Source organism: Hydrocarboniphaga sp. FW305-C-57 (assembly GCF_058783045.1).
In genome coordinates this window covers 52,189-66,108 of record NZ_JBYSYG010000008.1, presented here as the reverse complement: position 1 = coordinate 66,108, position 13,920 = coordinate 52,189, and the positions used below count along the sequence as shown (strand labels likewise).

Sequence of the window (13,920 nt, the reverse complement as noted above, 5' to 3'; positions counted from 1 at the left end):
AAATTAGTTCGAACTGATCCAACGGCACGCCGAAGTGCTTGATCCGGCTCGCGTTTGTGACTTTTTGTAGAAAAGCGCCCCCGCATGGGGTGGGTGGCGAGCAGCCCGTCGGGCCTGGGTCCGCCGCCGGCTGCCAGCTTGTTGACGCCCGGCCGCCGCCCGCCGGCGACAACACTTCGTCACCTTCGCCGCGGTGACAAAAAACCGCTGTCCGCACGGCGGTGAATCCGCTGTGAACCCCTGGAACGGCGGTTGCACCTGCCGCCCGCCCGAAGGAATCGGTCCTTCGCGGCGGACACAACGGGTGTTGCCAACGCGTATGAAGATCAAACGATTCCAGGCCACCACCATGCGCGAAGCGATGCGCCTGGTGCGCGAGGAGCAGGGAGGCGATGCGGTCATCCTGTCGAGCCGCCGCGTTCCGGGCGGCGTCGAGGTGGTGGCGGCGACCGACTACGACGCCGCGCTCATGCACAGCGCGGCGCGCCAGCGCAGCGAAGCCGGCCCCGACGGCGATCCGACGCCGCCAGCGACGCAGGCGATTCCGCCGCCGCTGCGCACGAAGACGCAAGTCGTCGCCTCGCGGCCCGCGCCGCAGACCTCACACGCCGACGGCCCGGCGCATGCGCAGGCCGAAGCCCATGCGCCGGCGCAAGCGCCGCAGGACTCCCCGGTCACCGCGATGGCGGCCGCCGCCGGCATCGAAGCCGCCGAGCAGCTCAACCGCGAAATCCAGACGCTGCGCTCGCTGCTCGAAGAGCAGCTCGCCGGTCTGCGCTGGGGCGACATGCAGAAGCATCGTCCGCGTCAGGCCGCGGCGCTGCGCGCGCTCGCCAACCTCGGGCTCGAACCCGAGCTCGCGCGCTCGATCGCCGAAGAGTTGCCCGAAGGCTCCGACCCCGAACGTGCCCGCTTCCTGCCGCTGGGCCTGCTGTCGCGACGGCTCGCGGTCGATGCGAGCGATCCGGTCATGCAGGGCGGGGTGATCGCCCTCGTCGGCCCGACCGGCGTCGGCAAGACCACCACCATCGCCAAGCTCGCGGCGCGCTATGCGAGCGAGCACGGTGTGCGCGAGATCGCGCTGGTGACCGCCGACCAATATCGAGTCGGCGCGCAGGAGCAGCTGTTCACGTATGGCCGTCTGCTCGGCGTGCCGGTGCACGCGGTGACGGCGCAGGACACGCTGTCCGCGGTGCTTTCTCGCGTGGCCGATCGCGGCCTCGTGCTGATCGACACCGCCGGGCTTTCGCAGCGCGACAAGGCGCTCGTCGCCCAGAGCCAGCAGCTGAAGATGGCCGGGCGCGGGCTCAAGATCTGGCTGGTGCTCGCCGCGAATGCGCAGCCCGGCGCGCAGCACGACATCGTCGAGCGCTTCGGCGCGCTGACGCTCGACGGCTGCGTGCTGACCAAGCTCGACGAGGCACACCGGCTCGGTGGCGCGCTGTCGGTGACGATGCGCCATGGCCTGCGCGTGAACTATCTCGCCAATGGCCAGCGCGTTCCCGAAGATCTGCAGCCGGCGCGCGCCGACCGGCTCGTGTTGCACGCCACCCAGCTCGCTCGCCAGAGCGAGTCCCCGGTGGACGAATCCTTCCTCATCTCCAGCTTCAGCCAGGCGGCGCAGGCCCATGCCCTCTAACTTTCATGATGCACCCGCTCACGATGCACAAGACCAGGCCGCGGGATTGCGGCGACTGCGTCCTCTCAAGCCGGTGCAGGTTCTGGCCGTCACCAGCGGCAAGGGCGGCGTCGGCAAGACCAACGTCTCGGTGAACCTGTCGATGGCCATGGCGATGGCCGGCAAGAAAGTGGTGCTGCTCGACGGCGACCTCGGGCTTGCGAACGTCGACGTCATGCTCGGCCTGCAGCCGAGCTACAACCTCGCCAACGTACTCGCGGGCGAATGCACGCTCGACGACACGCTCGTCGAAGCCGCGCACGGCCTCTGCGTGGTGCCCGCATCGAGCGGCAAGCGCCACATGGCCGAGCTGTCGTCGCTGCAGCATGCGGGCATCGTGCAGGCGTTCTCGGAACTGCGCCGTCCGCTCGACGTGCTCGTCGTCGACACCGCGGCCGGCATCGCCGATTCGGTCATCACGCTGAGCCAGGCCAGCCAGCAGGTGATCGTGGTGGTGACGCAGGATCCGTCGTCGATCACCGATGCCTACGCGCTGATCAAGGTGCTCAACAAGGGCCACGGCGTGCAGCGCGTGCAGGTGCTCGCGAACATGGTCGCCAACGATGCCGAGGCGCGCGAGATCTTCGAGTCCCTGCGCCGCGTCGCCGAGCGCTTTCTCGACATCACGCTGAGCTATCTCGGCTCGGTGCCGCAGGACGAATGGCTGCGCCGCGCGGTTCGCCGCCAGCGCGCGGTCGTCGACGTCTATCCCAACTGCCCGTCGTCCGCGGCGTTTCACCAGCTCGCCAAGAAGGCGCTGACGTGGAGCTCGCCGACCGGCGCGCGCGGCAACCTCGAATTCTTCGTCGAACGTCTCGTTCAAAGGAGCGCGGGATGAGTCTCGCCACCGCCTACACCAACCTGAAACCGGCTCGCGACGCTTCGGCCGAAGCCATGCTGCTGCAGCAGCACGCGGACCTGGTCAAGCGCATCGCCTATCACGTCGCGGCGCGCCTGCCTCCGAGCGTCGACATCGACGACCTGATCCAGGCCGGCGTGATCGGGCTCATCGAAGCCTCGCGTCACTACAACGGCGAGCGCGGCGCTTCGTTCGAAACCTATGCGGGCATCCGCATTCGCGGGGCGATGATGGACGAGCTGCGCCGGGGCGACTGGGCGCCGCGCTCGGTGCACCGCCGCCATCGCGAAATCTCCGGCGCGATGAAGACGATCGAGCAGCGCGAAGGCCGCGAGGCGCGCGAAGACGAGATCATCGCCGCGCTCGACCTGACGCCCGAAGCCTATCGCGCCGCGATCCAGGACGCGGTGCAATGCCAGGTGCTCTCGCTAGACGAGCCGCCCGAAGGCAGCGACGACCCGTTCGAAGCGCCCGATCCGAATTCGTCGCCGCTCGAGGCGATCGAGCGCGACGAATTCCAGAGCCGACTGGCGCAGGCGATCGCCGCATTGCCCGAACGCGAACGCATGGTGCTGTCGCTGTACTACGACGAAGAGCTCAACCTGCGCGAAATCGGCGCGGTGCTCGACGTCACCGAAAGCCGCGTCTGCCAGATCCACGGCCAGGCGCTGCTGCGCGTGCGCTCGCAGCTGCAGGAATGGGCCGGCGCCACCGCCTCGACCCCGATCAAGAAGGCCGGCCGTCCGCGCAAGAACGCGGCCGTCGGCGTCTCGGCTCGCGCCGCCTGATCCCTCATCCAACACTCCATCGATTCCAGAACCTCATGGACAAGAACGCCAAGATTCTCATCGTCGACGACTACTCCACGATGCGCCGCATCGTGAAGAACCTGTTGCACGACCTGGGCTATACCAACACCACCGAGGCCGACGACGGCCGCACCGCCTGGCCGATGCTGCAGGCCGGTGATTTCGAATTCGTCGTCACCGACTGGAACATGCCCGGCATGACCGGCATCGAGCTGCTGCGCGCGATCCGCGGCGACGCGCGGCTCGCCAGGCTGCCGGTGCTGATGGTCACCGCCGAAGCGCAGCGCGACCAGATCATCGAGGCGGCGCAGGCTGGCGTGAACGGCTACATCATCAAGCCGTTCACCGCGGTGACGCTCAAGGAGAAGATCGACAAGATCTTCCAGCGCGCTGCCGCTGCGGCCTGAGCCTGACCATGAGTTCGAACGATCAGCAGCCGCGAGCCGCAGTCGCGCTCGCAGCCGGCTTGCGTGCGGCGCTTGCCGCGCTCGAAGCCGGCGACGAAGAATCCGCGCATGCCTTGCTGAGCGAGCTGGGCCACGCGGAGCGGCATCCGCTGGCCCAGGGCGTGGTGCGGCTCGCGCACGAAGTCAGCGCCGCGATGCGCGAACTCGATCTCGACAGCCGCATCGCCGGGCTCGCCCAGGGCGAGATCAAGGACGCCTGCACGCACCTCGATCACGTGGTGCGCATGACCGAAGACGCTGCGCATCGCACGCTCGACCTCGTCGAAGACAGCCGGCGCATCGTCGACGAGCTGCACGACGCGGGCGGCCAGCCCGTGGCCGATGCGGTGGAGCGCCTGCGCAGCAATCTGCTGTCGCTCGCACTCGCGCAGGAATACCAGGACTTGTCGGGCCAGCTGATCCGCCGCGTGATCGCGCTCGTGCGGCAGGTCGAGAGCGCGCTCGTCGATCTGGTTCGCGTGGCCGGGCCGATGCTCGCATCGGCCGGCGAGGCCGGCCTAAAGGATGAAGCCCGGCGGCCGATAGAGACGCATCAGCCTTCGCTCGTCTCCGACCTCAAGGGGCCGGCGGCGGCGAACGCGGCGAGCCAGCAGGATGCCGATGCCTTGCTCGCGGATCTCGGCTTCTAGATCGGCGGCGCACAAGGCTATACAGGCGACACGGGCGACATGGCCATCGAAATCGACAACGAGCTCAAGACCGACTTTCTGAACGAAAGCCTCGATCTGATCGAGCGTGTGTCGGAGCAGCTCGTCGGCCTGGAGCGCAAGCCCGACGATCGCGAACTGCTCAATGCGATCTTTCGCGGCTTTCATACGATCAAGGGTAGCGCCGGGTTCTTCGAGCTCGATGCGGTGGTCGAGCTCGCGCACGCGGCCGAGGATGTCTTCGGCTTGCTGCGGGCGGGTACTCGCACGCTGACCCCCGATCTGCTCGACGCGATTCTGGAATCGCTGGACAAGCTGCGCGGCATGCTCGAGTTGGTGGCGATGGATGGGGTGCCGGCGCGTTGCGACGAGCTGGTGATGGCGTTGCGGCAGATGGCGCAGATGTCGAACGCCGTGAGTAGTCGTTCCTCTCTCCCGCTTGCGGGAGAGAGTCCCTCGCGTAGCGAGGGGAGAGAGGGGCTTTCTGAAAAGGGAGCGCTCCTTCCGAGCTTTCCCTCTCTCGGCTCTTCGAGCCACCCTCTCCCGCAAGCGGGAGAGGGGACAAGCAACAGCGATCCGTTCTCCGATGACGAGTTCGAGGCGCTGCTCGATCAGCTGCAGGGCAAGCCAGCGTCGGTTTCTGCAACGCACACCAACAGTACGCAACCGGCCTGTCTTTCCTCTCTCCCGCTTGCGGGAGAGAGTCCCCGCGCAGCGGGGGAGAGAGGGAATCTCGATTCGTCGAGCATGGCTCATTTTCCAGGCAGCCCCTCTCCCGGCGCTGCGCGCCACCCTCTCCCGCAAGCGGGAGAGGGGAACGGCGCAGCTCACTTGGCCGCCGCTGGACAAGCCGACCCCGAGCGCCTCGAAATCCGCGTCGACACCCAGCGCCTCGACCACGTGATGGACCTGATCGGCGAGCTCGTGCTCGTGCGCAATCGCATCAAGCGTCTCGGCGCGACTCCGGGGACTGCGATCGGCGAGCTGCGCAAGACGTTCTCCGAACTCGACGTCATCACCTCCGGCCTGCAGGCGCAGGTCACGCGCATGCGCATGCAGCCGATCCGCAAGCTGTTCGCCAAGTTCCCGAAGCTCGCTCGCGACACCGCGCGCAAGCTCGGCAAGCAGGTCGAGGTCGAGCGCATCGGTGAGGACACCGAGCTCGACAAGACGCTCGTCGAAGCGCTCGGCGATCCGCTCATGCACATGGTGCGCAATGCGGTCGATCACGGGCTCGAAATGCCCGAGGCGCGCATCGCGGCGGGCAAGCCGGCCTGCGGCCGCATCGTGCTGTCGGCCGAGCAGTGCGGTGGCCAGATCGTCGTCACCGTGAGCGACGACGGCGCCGGCATGAACGCCGATCGGCTGCGCGCCAAGGCGCTCGAGCGTGGACTCATCGGCGAGGCCGAGGCCGCGCGCATGACACGCGAGGAGTGTCTGCAGCTGGTGTTTCTGCCAGGTTTCTCGACCAAGGAGCAGATCAGCGATCTGTCCGGGCGCGGCGTCGGCATGGACGTGGTGCGCTCCAACATCGTTGCGCTCGGTGGCGTGGTCGTCATCGAATCCGAACCCGGCCGCGGCAGCACCATTCGCATTCGCCTGCCGCTCACGCTGGCGATCCAGCCCGTGCTGATGATCGAGCGCGCCTCGCGCCTGTTCGCCTTGCCGCTGCAAGCGGTGCAGGACGTGTTCACGCTCGATGCCTCGCTCGTCGGTGAGGGCGACGCGGGCTGGGAGCGCGTGCCGTATCGCGACCAGTCGCTGCGCCTGCTGCGGCTGTCGCGCTGGACCGGTGACGAGCACGACGGCGAGCGCGAGCACGTGGTCGTCGTCAACATCGGCAGCGAACGCTACGGGCTCGTCGCCGGCAGCGTGCGCGGCCGCGAGGAGATCGTCGTCAAGCCGCTCGGACGCCTGCTCAAGGGTCTGTCGGGCATCGCCGGCGGCACCGTGACGAGCGAGGGCCGCGTCGCCCTCATCGTCGAACTTCCCGGCCTGGTGGCCGCCTACGAACGCGATCTGTCGAGGACTCGCTGATGGACATCCTGAGTCTGGTCGCCGCGATCCTCGCCTTCGTCGTGCTGATCGTCGGCACGATCCTGAAGGGCGCCAACCCGCTCGCGCTGCTGTCGCCCGCGGCCTTCGTCATCGTCATCGTCGGCACCTTGTCGGCGGTGATGATGCAGATGCCGCTGAAGACCTTCCTGCACGGACTCAAGCTCGGCAAGTGGATTTTCAAGCCGCCGCAGCAGCAGCCGAATGACCTCATCGCGAAGATCGTCGAATGGAGCAACGCGGCGCGCAAGCAGGGCCTGCTCGCGCTCGAGCCCAGCGTCGAGAGCGAATCCGATCATTTCACCAAGAAGGGCCTGCAGATGCTCGTCGACGGTGCCGAGCCCGACGTCATCCGCGGCACGCTCGAAGTGGAGCTGTCGGTATCCGAGCATCACGACCTGGCCGGGGCGAAAGTGTTCGAAGCCTTCGGCATCTATGCGCCGACGCTCGGCATCATCGGCGCGGTGATGGGCCTGATGGCGGTGATGGCGAACCTCGCCGATCCGTCCAAGCTCGGCCACGGCATCGCCGCCGCCTTCGTCGCCACGATCTACGGCATCGGCTCGGCGAACCTGTTCTTCCTGCCGATGGCGGCCAAGCTCAAGTCCGTCATCAGCGACCAGACGCGCGTGCGCGAAATGATCATCGAAGGGCTGATCGGCATCAGCCAGGGCGACAACCCGCGCAATATCGAAGTGCGCCTGCAGGGCTACGTGCACTGAGCCGACCGGATGACGGGGCTTCAGGGGGCGGCTTCACGAAGCGGATCGGTGAAGGCCGCCGGGTCTACTTCGCACGCAATACCAGCGACACCAGCTCCGCCTGCCGGCGAACGCCCGTCTTCTGGAAGCAGCGGCGAAGCTGAGACCGAACGGTTTCGTAGCTGACATCGTTGCGGCTGGCGAACTCCTTCAATGTTTCACCGCCTGCGAGCGCCTGTACCAACTGGGCTTCGCCAGGGCTGAGCTTGTAGGCCTTGCGAAGGGCGGCACTACGATCCGCCGGGCGCGCATCGGGGTTCGCGATGAACAGCAGGGCGATGGCGTTGAAAGCGCCAGACAGTTCCTTGGGCAGCGGTTGCAGGGTCAGGATCAGCGGACGCCCCAGCGGTCTTGGAACGGCGATGCGCACGGGCGGCATGACGCCAGCGCCAGGAGTCCACAGCAAAGGGCTCGCGCACTGGGCAAGCGCAGCCGCCAATGCCGTTCGCGCCGGGCTCGTGGAAAGAACCAGCCGTCCGTCCGCCGCTCTGTCCATGCCGCCCGCATGACGGATGACGGCTTCCGCCGCCCGGTTGGCCCGCACGACCCTGCCGCTGCGATCCAGCAGTGCCACGGCGTCCGCCACGTTGTCGAGGGCCTCGGCGAGTGCCTCCCTTTCCTGGCGAACGCTCTGTAGGCGGGTCTCGGCGGTAATGGCTCGACGAACATGCGGGAGCAGCATTCCGAGCCGCTCGCGCACCTCCGCCTGCTGCGGACCCCTGCTGCGGAAATGAGGAGCCAGGTAAGCCCAGGGTTCGTCCGCGGTCTTGCTCACGCATCCCATGAGGCATTCGCCGCACTGAACGAGAGGGTGGTAATACTCCTGGAAGAACATCATCCGCTTGCGTGCCGGCGCGTCCCAGAAGTCGATATCGGCGACGACCTGTCCCTGCCGCATTCCCAAGGCGATCGGAACGCGCGGCTGGACCTCCGCCCAGTTCGCCGCCATGTAGGTCCTGGTGTATTCCTCGACGGTCTGCGTATCGAGCCGGGCCTGTTCCCAGCGCGTGAGCTGCTGCAGGACAGGATCGGAGAACGTCAGGTCCGCGCACTCCGCTCCCAGGTAATCCGCGATAGCGGTGAGTGCCGATGCCCAGGTGGATTCGCCGAATGGCACTTGATGGATGCTTTCGAGAACGAACGACAGCTGCTGTTCGAAGCGACGCGGCCCGCCGACCATCTTTCGTTCCCCCGGAATCCCCTGCGGTAAACGTTATCACCGGACCGGCGATCAGCGCACTGCGTTCCGCCTACGGCGCTGGGCTCGGCCGTCTTGAAATGGTCTGCGCAACCGGTGGAAGAATCCGGCAGCGTCGAGAAGCGACGATTGGCGCAATGGAGCTCAAGATCGGGCGGAATCGGCCGAAAAGCGTCAAGCGATTGCCGATTCCCGCCCCATGGCCCGCAAGAAACCCCACGAAGACCACGTCAATCACGAAGCCTGGGCCATTCCGTATGGCGACATGCTCGTGCTGCTGCTCGCCCTGTTCGTGGTCATGTACGCGGTGTCGTCGGTCAACGAGGGCAAGTACCGCGTGCTCGCGGATTCGCTGCAGGCCGAGTTCAGCGGGGCTCCGAAATCGATCAATCCGATCCAGTTCGGCGAGAAGCAGCGTGGCTCGGAGCCCGACAGCCAGTCGAGCATGATGCGCCAGAAGGCGGCGATGACGGCCGGCGGCCCGGTGGCGAAGAAGCCCGACGTCGCGCAGATGATCCAGGCGCGCCTGCCGATGCCGCTGCGCGCCTCGCCGGACACCATGACGGGCCGTGGCAGCGGGCGTGCGGTTTCCGAGCGCCAGGCGCTCGAGAAGATGGGGCAGGACATCGAGAACGCGCTCGGCGATCTGGTTCAGAAGAAACTCGTGCGCATTCGTTCATCGGAGCAGACGCTCGAAGTGGAGATTCGCGCGGACATCCTGTTTCCGAGCGGCTCGGCCGCGTTGTCGAACGAGGCCAGGCCGGTGCTCGGCACCGTGGCCGGCATCCTCGCCCGATTCCCGAACCCGATGCGGGTCGAAGGGCATACCGATTCGATGCCGATCAGTACGCCGGTCTATCCGAGCAACTGGGAGCTTTCGGCCGCGCGTGCGGCGAGCGTGCTGCATCTGTTCGTCGCCAAGGGCATCAAACCTTCGCGGCTGAGCGTGGCGGGTTTCGGCGAGTTTCGTCCGGTGGCCGACAACGCGGCGCAGGAAGGGCGCAATCGCAACCGTCGCGTGCTGATCGTGGTACTCGCCCGCGGCGGCGAGAGTGTGCCGATGATGCCGACGGCCGAAGCGGGCCGGCCCGAGGAAAAAGACAAGATCGCCGCGACGACACCAGGCATCGGCCAAGCCGAGCTGATGCCTTAGTCGTTCGCTTTTTCCCCTCTCCCGCACTGCGGGAGAGGGGCTTGCCGCATCACGATTAGGTATCAGCGACCGGTCGCGCTGACCTGTCCGTTCTGATGCGGCTCCGCGGAACCCACCAGCTGGTTGCTGCCATTCTCGATCACGAGCGCGACGCGACGATTGGCCTGGCCGCGTTCGCCCCAGGCGCCCGGCGCGAGCTGCTTGTCCTTGTCGTCGCCGTAGCTCACGGCGGTGACCTTGTCGGCCGGCAGGCCGCTGGCGACCAGATGATCGCGCACGGCCTCGGCGCGGCGCTGGCCGAGCTGCTTGTTGTACGCGGCCGAGCCGGCGGGATCGGCATAGCCTTCGACCGTCACCTTCATGTCGGGGCGCTTGTTCACTACGCTGGCCACGTCGTCGAGCGCCTTTTCGTCCTTGGCGCGCAAGTCGGCCTTGTCGAAATCGAAGTGCGCCGTCATGTTCAGGATCAGCTTGTCCTGCAGATCGTTGATGGCGACTTCCTGGTTCTTGAGCTTGCCTTCGAGATCGCGGCCCAGCGCGGCGATCTGTTCGCGGTTCTCGGCGCGAGCGGTTTCGATGTTGCCGCGCAGCTCGGCGACGGTGGAGTTGAACTCGTCGCGTTTGACGTAGTTGTGGCAACCGGCAAGGCTCAGTGCGGCCAGTCCGAGGGCCACGCTGCCGGCCCGTGCGTGCATCTTCATCGTGCGATCTCCTTCGCTTATGTGTGACTTCCTTGTTGCGTTCACCCGAAGGCCGCGCAAGGCGGCTTCCTGACGCGCCATCGGTCGCCGGGCTCTGTGCGAGGCGATCGATGTCGGTAAACGCCTGTACCAACAGCAGACCCGACCGTAGGTTTCGGCAGATTAAGTTCGGCTGAATCCAAAAGCTCCGCGCGGTGCTCAAGTTTTCCGCAAGCGGACCGTTAAGCGCTTGAGACCGCATGCGCGAAACGGCGCCGGGGAGGGATCCATGCAGCTGCAGACGAGGCGTCACGACGATGGCGACATCAGTCGCTGGGTCGGATTCTCGATCGGCGAGCAGTCGTTCGCGCTGCCGATCCACTGCGTGCGCGAAGTGAATCCGTCCGCGCGCTACGAAGCGGTGCCGGGGGCTCCGCGCTTCGTGCTCGGCGTCGCCGCGCTGCGCGGACGCATCGTCACCGTGATCGACCTGCATGGCCGCTTGCAGATCGAGCGGCCGGCCGACCGCGCACGCGACCCGGCGCACTGTCTGATCGTCGTCGAATCGGCCGGCGAGATGCTGGCCCTGCGCGTCGACGCGATCGGCGAGCTCTATTCGCTGCCCTCGTCGCTGATCAAGAAGCCGCCGGCGGTTGCCATGCCAGGCACCGATGATGCGGTCTGCGGATTCGTGAGCCGCGCGGCCGGCGAGCGCCACATGCTGAGCCTGCTCGCGCTCGATCCGCTGATCGATGCCGTGGTGCCCGCATGCGTGCACTGAAACTCAGCACCGCGCCATCGGCGACGAGTTTCCGCCGAATGCGGCCGGGCACGGCGCTTGCCCTTGCCGCAGGCCCTCGTTCGCTGATCGGAGAATCCTCATGAGCCAATCCCAGCTCGACACCGGTATCGAAAGCACCGTCATCAAGCTCGATGCGAATCTCGGCATCGAACAGGCCGCCGCGCTGCACGAAACGCTCAAGCAACGGGTCGACGATGCCGATCTCGTGCAGTTCGATGCGTCGGAGCTGCAGCGCATCCACACCGCGGCGCTGCAACTGTTCTGCCTGTTCTGCCGCGACCGCCGCAGTGCGGGACACAGCGTCGAATTCCTGCGGCCCTCGGAAAGCCTGCGCAAGGCCGCGGCTTTGCTGGGCGCCACCACTCTGCTCCAACTCGCCAAGGCCCATCCATGAGCGACGCCTCGAATCGCATTCTCGCCGTCGACGATTCCAATTCCATGCGACAGATGGTCGCCTTCACCTTGAGCTCGGCCGGCTTCGACGTGACCGAAGCCGAGGACGGCGCGGTGGCCCTGTCGATGGCGCAGACGCAGAAGTTCGGCCTGGTGCTCGCCGACGTCAACATGCCCAACATGGACGGCCTGTCGCTCGTGCGCGCCCTGCGCGGCATGGCGGACTACAAGTTCACGCCGATGCTGATGCTGACCACCGAATCGACGCCCGAGAAAAAGGCCGAAGGCAAGGCCGCGGGTGCGACGGGCTGGATCGTCAAGCCCTTCAACCCCGATCAGCTGATCGCGACGATCAAGCGGGTTCTCGCCTGAGGCGATCCCCATGGCCATCGATCTCGCCCGTTTCCACCAAGCCTTCTTCGAAGAAAGCTTCGAGCGCGCCGATGCGATGGAGCAGGCGCTGTTGCAGCTCGATGTGCAGGCCGACAATGGCGAGGTCGTCAACGACATTTTCCGCGCCGCGCATTCGATCAAGGGTGGTGCGGCGACCTTCGGATTCGCAGCGGTCGCCGGCTTCACGCATCACCTCGAAACGCTGCTCGACAGCTTGCGCTCGGGGCAGCGCGGCGTGGATGCGGCGCTCGTCGAACTGATGCTGCGCGCAGCCGATCACGTGCGCGGCCTGCTCGTCGTCGCCCGCGACGGCGGCGCGCACGACGAGGCGCTCGGCGCCTCGCTGCAATCGGCCTTGCAGGCTGCGCTCGGAGCCCCTTCGGTTGCGGCCGACACGCCGGCCGCCGAGCCCGCGAAGGCCAGCACTGGCTGGGCGATCCGCTTCGTGCCGATGGCCGATCTGTTCCGCAGCGGCAACGATCCGCTGCGCATCCTGCGCGAGCTCGCCGAACTCGGAAGCCTGCATTCGGAGCTCGAATTCGCCGACGGCATTCCGGGCTTCGGTGCGCTCGACGCCGAGTCCTGCTATCTGCGCTGGAACCTGCGTCTCGAAACGCTTGCGAGCGAGAGCGAAGTGCGCGAGCTGTTCGCCTGGGTCGAGGACGAATGCGAGTTGCATCTCGAGCCGCTGTCCGCGGCGATCGCCGTCGCCGAGCCGGTCGTGGCCGCGCCCGAAGCCGCGCCGCCCGCGGCCGCGAACGGCGAAGACAAGGTCGTGCCGATCGGCGCTGCGGCTCCGGCGCGTCCGCAGCCGCAGCGCAATCCGGCCGCCGCGCTCGAAAGCTCGATCCGCGTATCGACGAACAAGATCGACGGGCTCATCAACCTCGTCGGCGAACTCGTGATCACGCAGGCGAGCCTGTCGCAGTACGCGCAAGGGCTCGATCCGCTCGGACACGAGCGCCTGCTGTCGGCCGTGCAGCAGCTCGAGCACACGACGCGCCGCCTGCAGGAATCGGTGATGTCGACGCGCATGCTGCCGATCGATGCGGTGTTCAGCCGCTTTCCGCGCATGGTGCACGACCTCGCGACGCGGCTCGGCAAGCAGGTGCGCCTGCAGACGGTCGGCGAGGGCACCGAGCTCGACAAGAGCGTGATCGAGCGCATCGGCGATCCGCTCACGCATCTGGTGCGCAACGCCATCGATCACGGCATCGAATCGACTGACGATCGCGTGCGCGCAGGCAAGCCCGCGCAGGGCACGGTGACCTTGCGCGCCGCGCACCAGGCCGGGCAGATCGTCATCGAGATCGCCGACGACGGGCGCGGGCTGTCGCGCACGCGCATTCTCGACAAGGCGCGCAGCAACGGCATCACGGTCGCCGACAATGCGAGCGACGCGGATGTCTGGAACCTGATCTTCGCGCCCGGATTCTCGACGGCTTCAGAAGTCACCGACGTCTCGGGCCGTGGCGTCGGCATGGACGTGGTCAAGCGCAACATCCTGAGTCTCGGCGGTCAGGTCGAGCTGTCTTCGACCGAAGGCCAGGGCGCGACCGTGCGCATCCGTTTGCCGCTGACGCTCGCGATCGTCGACGGCATGAGCATCGCGGTCGGCGAAGACACCTACATCGTGCCGCTATCGACGGTCGTCGAATGCCTGCAGCCGACGGCTTCGCAGATCAAGCGCGTCGGCAATGAAGCGACGCTCGTCGCGGTGCGATCGGAATATCTGCCGCTGATCGACCTGCACACCGAGTTCGGCCTGCGCGGCGCAGCGCGGGCCGCGCACGAATCGATCCTCGTGATCGTCGAGGCGGAAGGCCGGAAGGTGGCCTTGCAGCTCGACGAACTGCTCGGCCAGCAGCAAGTGGTGATCAAGAGCCTGGAAGCCAATTACCGACGCCTGCCGGCGTTCTCGGGCGCGACCATTCTCGGCGACGGTCGCGTCGCGCTGATTCTCGATGTCGTCGAGCTCGTCCGCGGCGCGGGCCGCGCGGCGGCGGCCTGAAATCGCTTCGATTC

Annotated in this window: 14 protein-coding genes; 12 read left to right on the top strand and 2 right to left on the bottom strand. The window is 67.0% G+C overall.

What is annotated here, in order from left to right; translation table 11 throughout:
- The first annotated feature begins 319 nt into the window (after positions 1-319).
- From flhF to AC3WUM_RS16575, 7 genes are read left to right on the top strand one after another with little or no spacing between them, the layout of a single operon-like run.
- Positions 320-1,639: a flagellar biosynthesis GTPase FlhF gene (gene flhF / locus AC3WUM_RS16605; protein WP_492411497.1), complete on the top strand. Its 1,320-nt coding sequence runs from the start codon at positions 320-322 to the stop codon at positions 1,637-1,639.
- Positions 1,629-2,516 carry a MinD/ParA family protein gene (locus tag AC3WUM_RS16600; RefSeq protein WP_492411495.1) on the top strand — a complete coding sequence of 296 codons (888 nt, stop codon included), beginning with the start codon at positions 1,629-1,631 and terminating at the stop codon, positions 2,514-2,516. The genes flhF and AC3WUM_RS16600 overlap by 11 nt, the downstream gene beginning before the upstream one ends.
- On the top strand, positions 2,513-3,325 hold the full coding sequence (locus AC3WUM_RS16595) for an RNA polymerase sigma factor FliA (RefSeq protein WP_492411494.1): 813 nt from the start codon (positions 2,513-2,515) through the stop codon (positions 3,323-3,325). Before AC3WUM_RS16600 ends, AC3WUM_RS16595 begins: the two co-directional genes overlap by 4 nt.
- 35 nt (positions 3,326-3,360) lie before the next feature.
- Entirely contained in the window at positions 3,361-3,753 is a 393-nt protein-coding gene (locus AC3WUM_RS16590; RefSeq protein WP_492411492.1) for a chemotaxis response regulator CheY, read from the top strand.
- An 8-nt stretch (positions 3,754-3,761) separates the two neighbouring features.
- On the top strand, positions 3,762-4,442 hold the full coding sequence (locus tag AC3WUM_RS16585) for a protein phosphatase CheZ (protein ID WP_492411490.1): 681 nt from the start codon (positions 3,762-3,764) through the stop codon (positions 4,440-4,442).
- Between the two features lie 39 nt (positions 4,443-4,481).
- Positions 4,482-6,497, top strand: coding sequence for a chemotaxis protein CheA (locus AC3WUM_RS16580; RefSeq protein ID WP_492411488.1), 2,016 nt, complete (start codon positions 4,482-4,484; stop codon positions 6,495-6,497).
- Positions 6,497-7,237, top strand: a complete 741-nt coding sequence (locus AC3WUM_RS16575) for a flagellar motor protein (protein WP_492411487.1) — start codon at positions 6,497-6,499, stop codon at positions 7,235-7,237. Before AC3WUM_RS16580 ends, AC3WUM_RS16575 begins: the two co-directional genes overlap by 1 nt.
- A gap of 64 nt (positions 7,238-7,301) precedes the next feature.
- Here AC3WUM_RS16575 and AC3WUM_RS16570 read toward each other — a convergent pair whose 3' ends face one another.
- Positions 7,302-8,456 carry a helix-turn-helix transcriptional regulator gene (locus tag AC3WUM_RS16570; protein ID WP_492411485.1) on the bottom strand — a complete coding sequence of 385 codons (1,155 nt, stop codon included), beginning with the start codon at positions 8,454-8,456 and terminating at the stop codon, positions 7,302-7,304.
- Between the two features lie 217 nt (positions 8,457-8,673).
- Between AC3WUM_RS16570 and motD the strand changes: the two genes are divergently transcribed.
- Complete coding sequence (gene motD / locus AC3WUM_RS16565) at positions 8,674-9,627, top strand: flagellar motor protein MotD (RefSeq protein ID WP_492411483.1); 954 nt, start codon at positions 8,674-8,676, stop codon at positions 9,625-9,627.
- Positions 9,628-9,689: 62 nt separating this feature from the next.
- Here motD and AC3WUM_RS16560 read toward each other — a convergent pair whose 3' ends face one another.
- Positions 9,690-10,328: an OmpA family protein gene (locus tag AC3WUM_RS16560; protein ID WP_492411482.1), complete on the bottom strand. Its 639-nt coding sequence runs from the start codon at positions 10,326-10,328 to the stop codon at positions 9,690-9,692.
- A 268-nt stretch (positions 10,329-10,596) separates the two neighbouring features.
- Between AC3WUM_RS16560 and AC3WUM_RS16555 the strand changes: the two genes are divergently transcribed.
- The 4 genes from AC3WUM_RS16555 to AC3WUM_RS16540 all read left to right on the top strand — a co-directional run bounded on the left by AC3WUM_RS16555 (position 10,597) and on the right by AC3WUM_RS16540 (position 13,906).
- Positions 10,597-11,088 (top strand): chemotaxis protein CheW, encoded by a 492-nt coding sequence (locus tag AC3WUM_RS16555; protein ID WP_492411481.1) that lies wholly within the window; start codon positions 10,597-10,599, stop codon positions 11,086-11,088.
- A gap of 100 nt (positions 11,089-11,188) precedes the next feature.
- A complete protein-coding gene (locus AC3WUM_RS16550) occupies positions 11,189-11,503 on the top strand; it encodes an STAS domain-containing protein (protein ID WP_492411479.1) in 315 nt (104 codons plus the stop codon).
- A complete protein-coding gene (locus AC3WUM_RS16545; protein WP_322266291.1) occupies positions 11,500-11,874 on the top strand; it encodes a response regulator in 375 nt (124 codons plus the stop codon). Before AC3WUM_RS16550 ends, AC3WUM_RS16545 begins: the two co-directional genes overlap by 4 nt.
- 10 nt (positions 11,875-11,884) lie before the next feature.
- Positions 11,885-13,906 carry a chemotaxis protein CheA gene (locus AC3WUM_RS16540; RefSeq protein ID WP_492411477.1) on the top strand — a complete coding sequence of 674 codons (2,022 nt, stop codon included), beginning with the start codon at positions 11,885-11,887 and terminating at the stop codon, positions 13,904-13,906.
- The last annotated feature ends 14 nt before the right edge of the window (positions 13,907-13,920 follow it).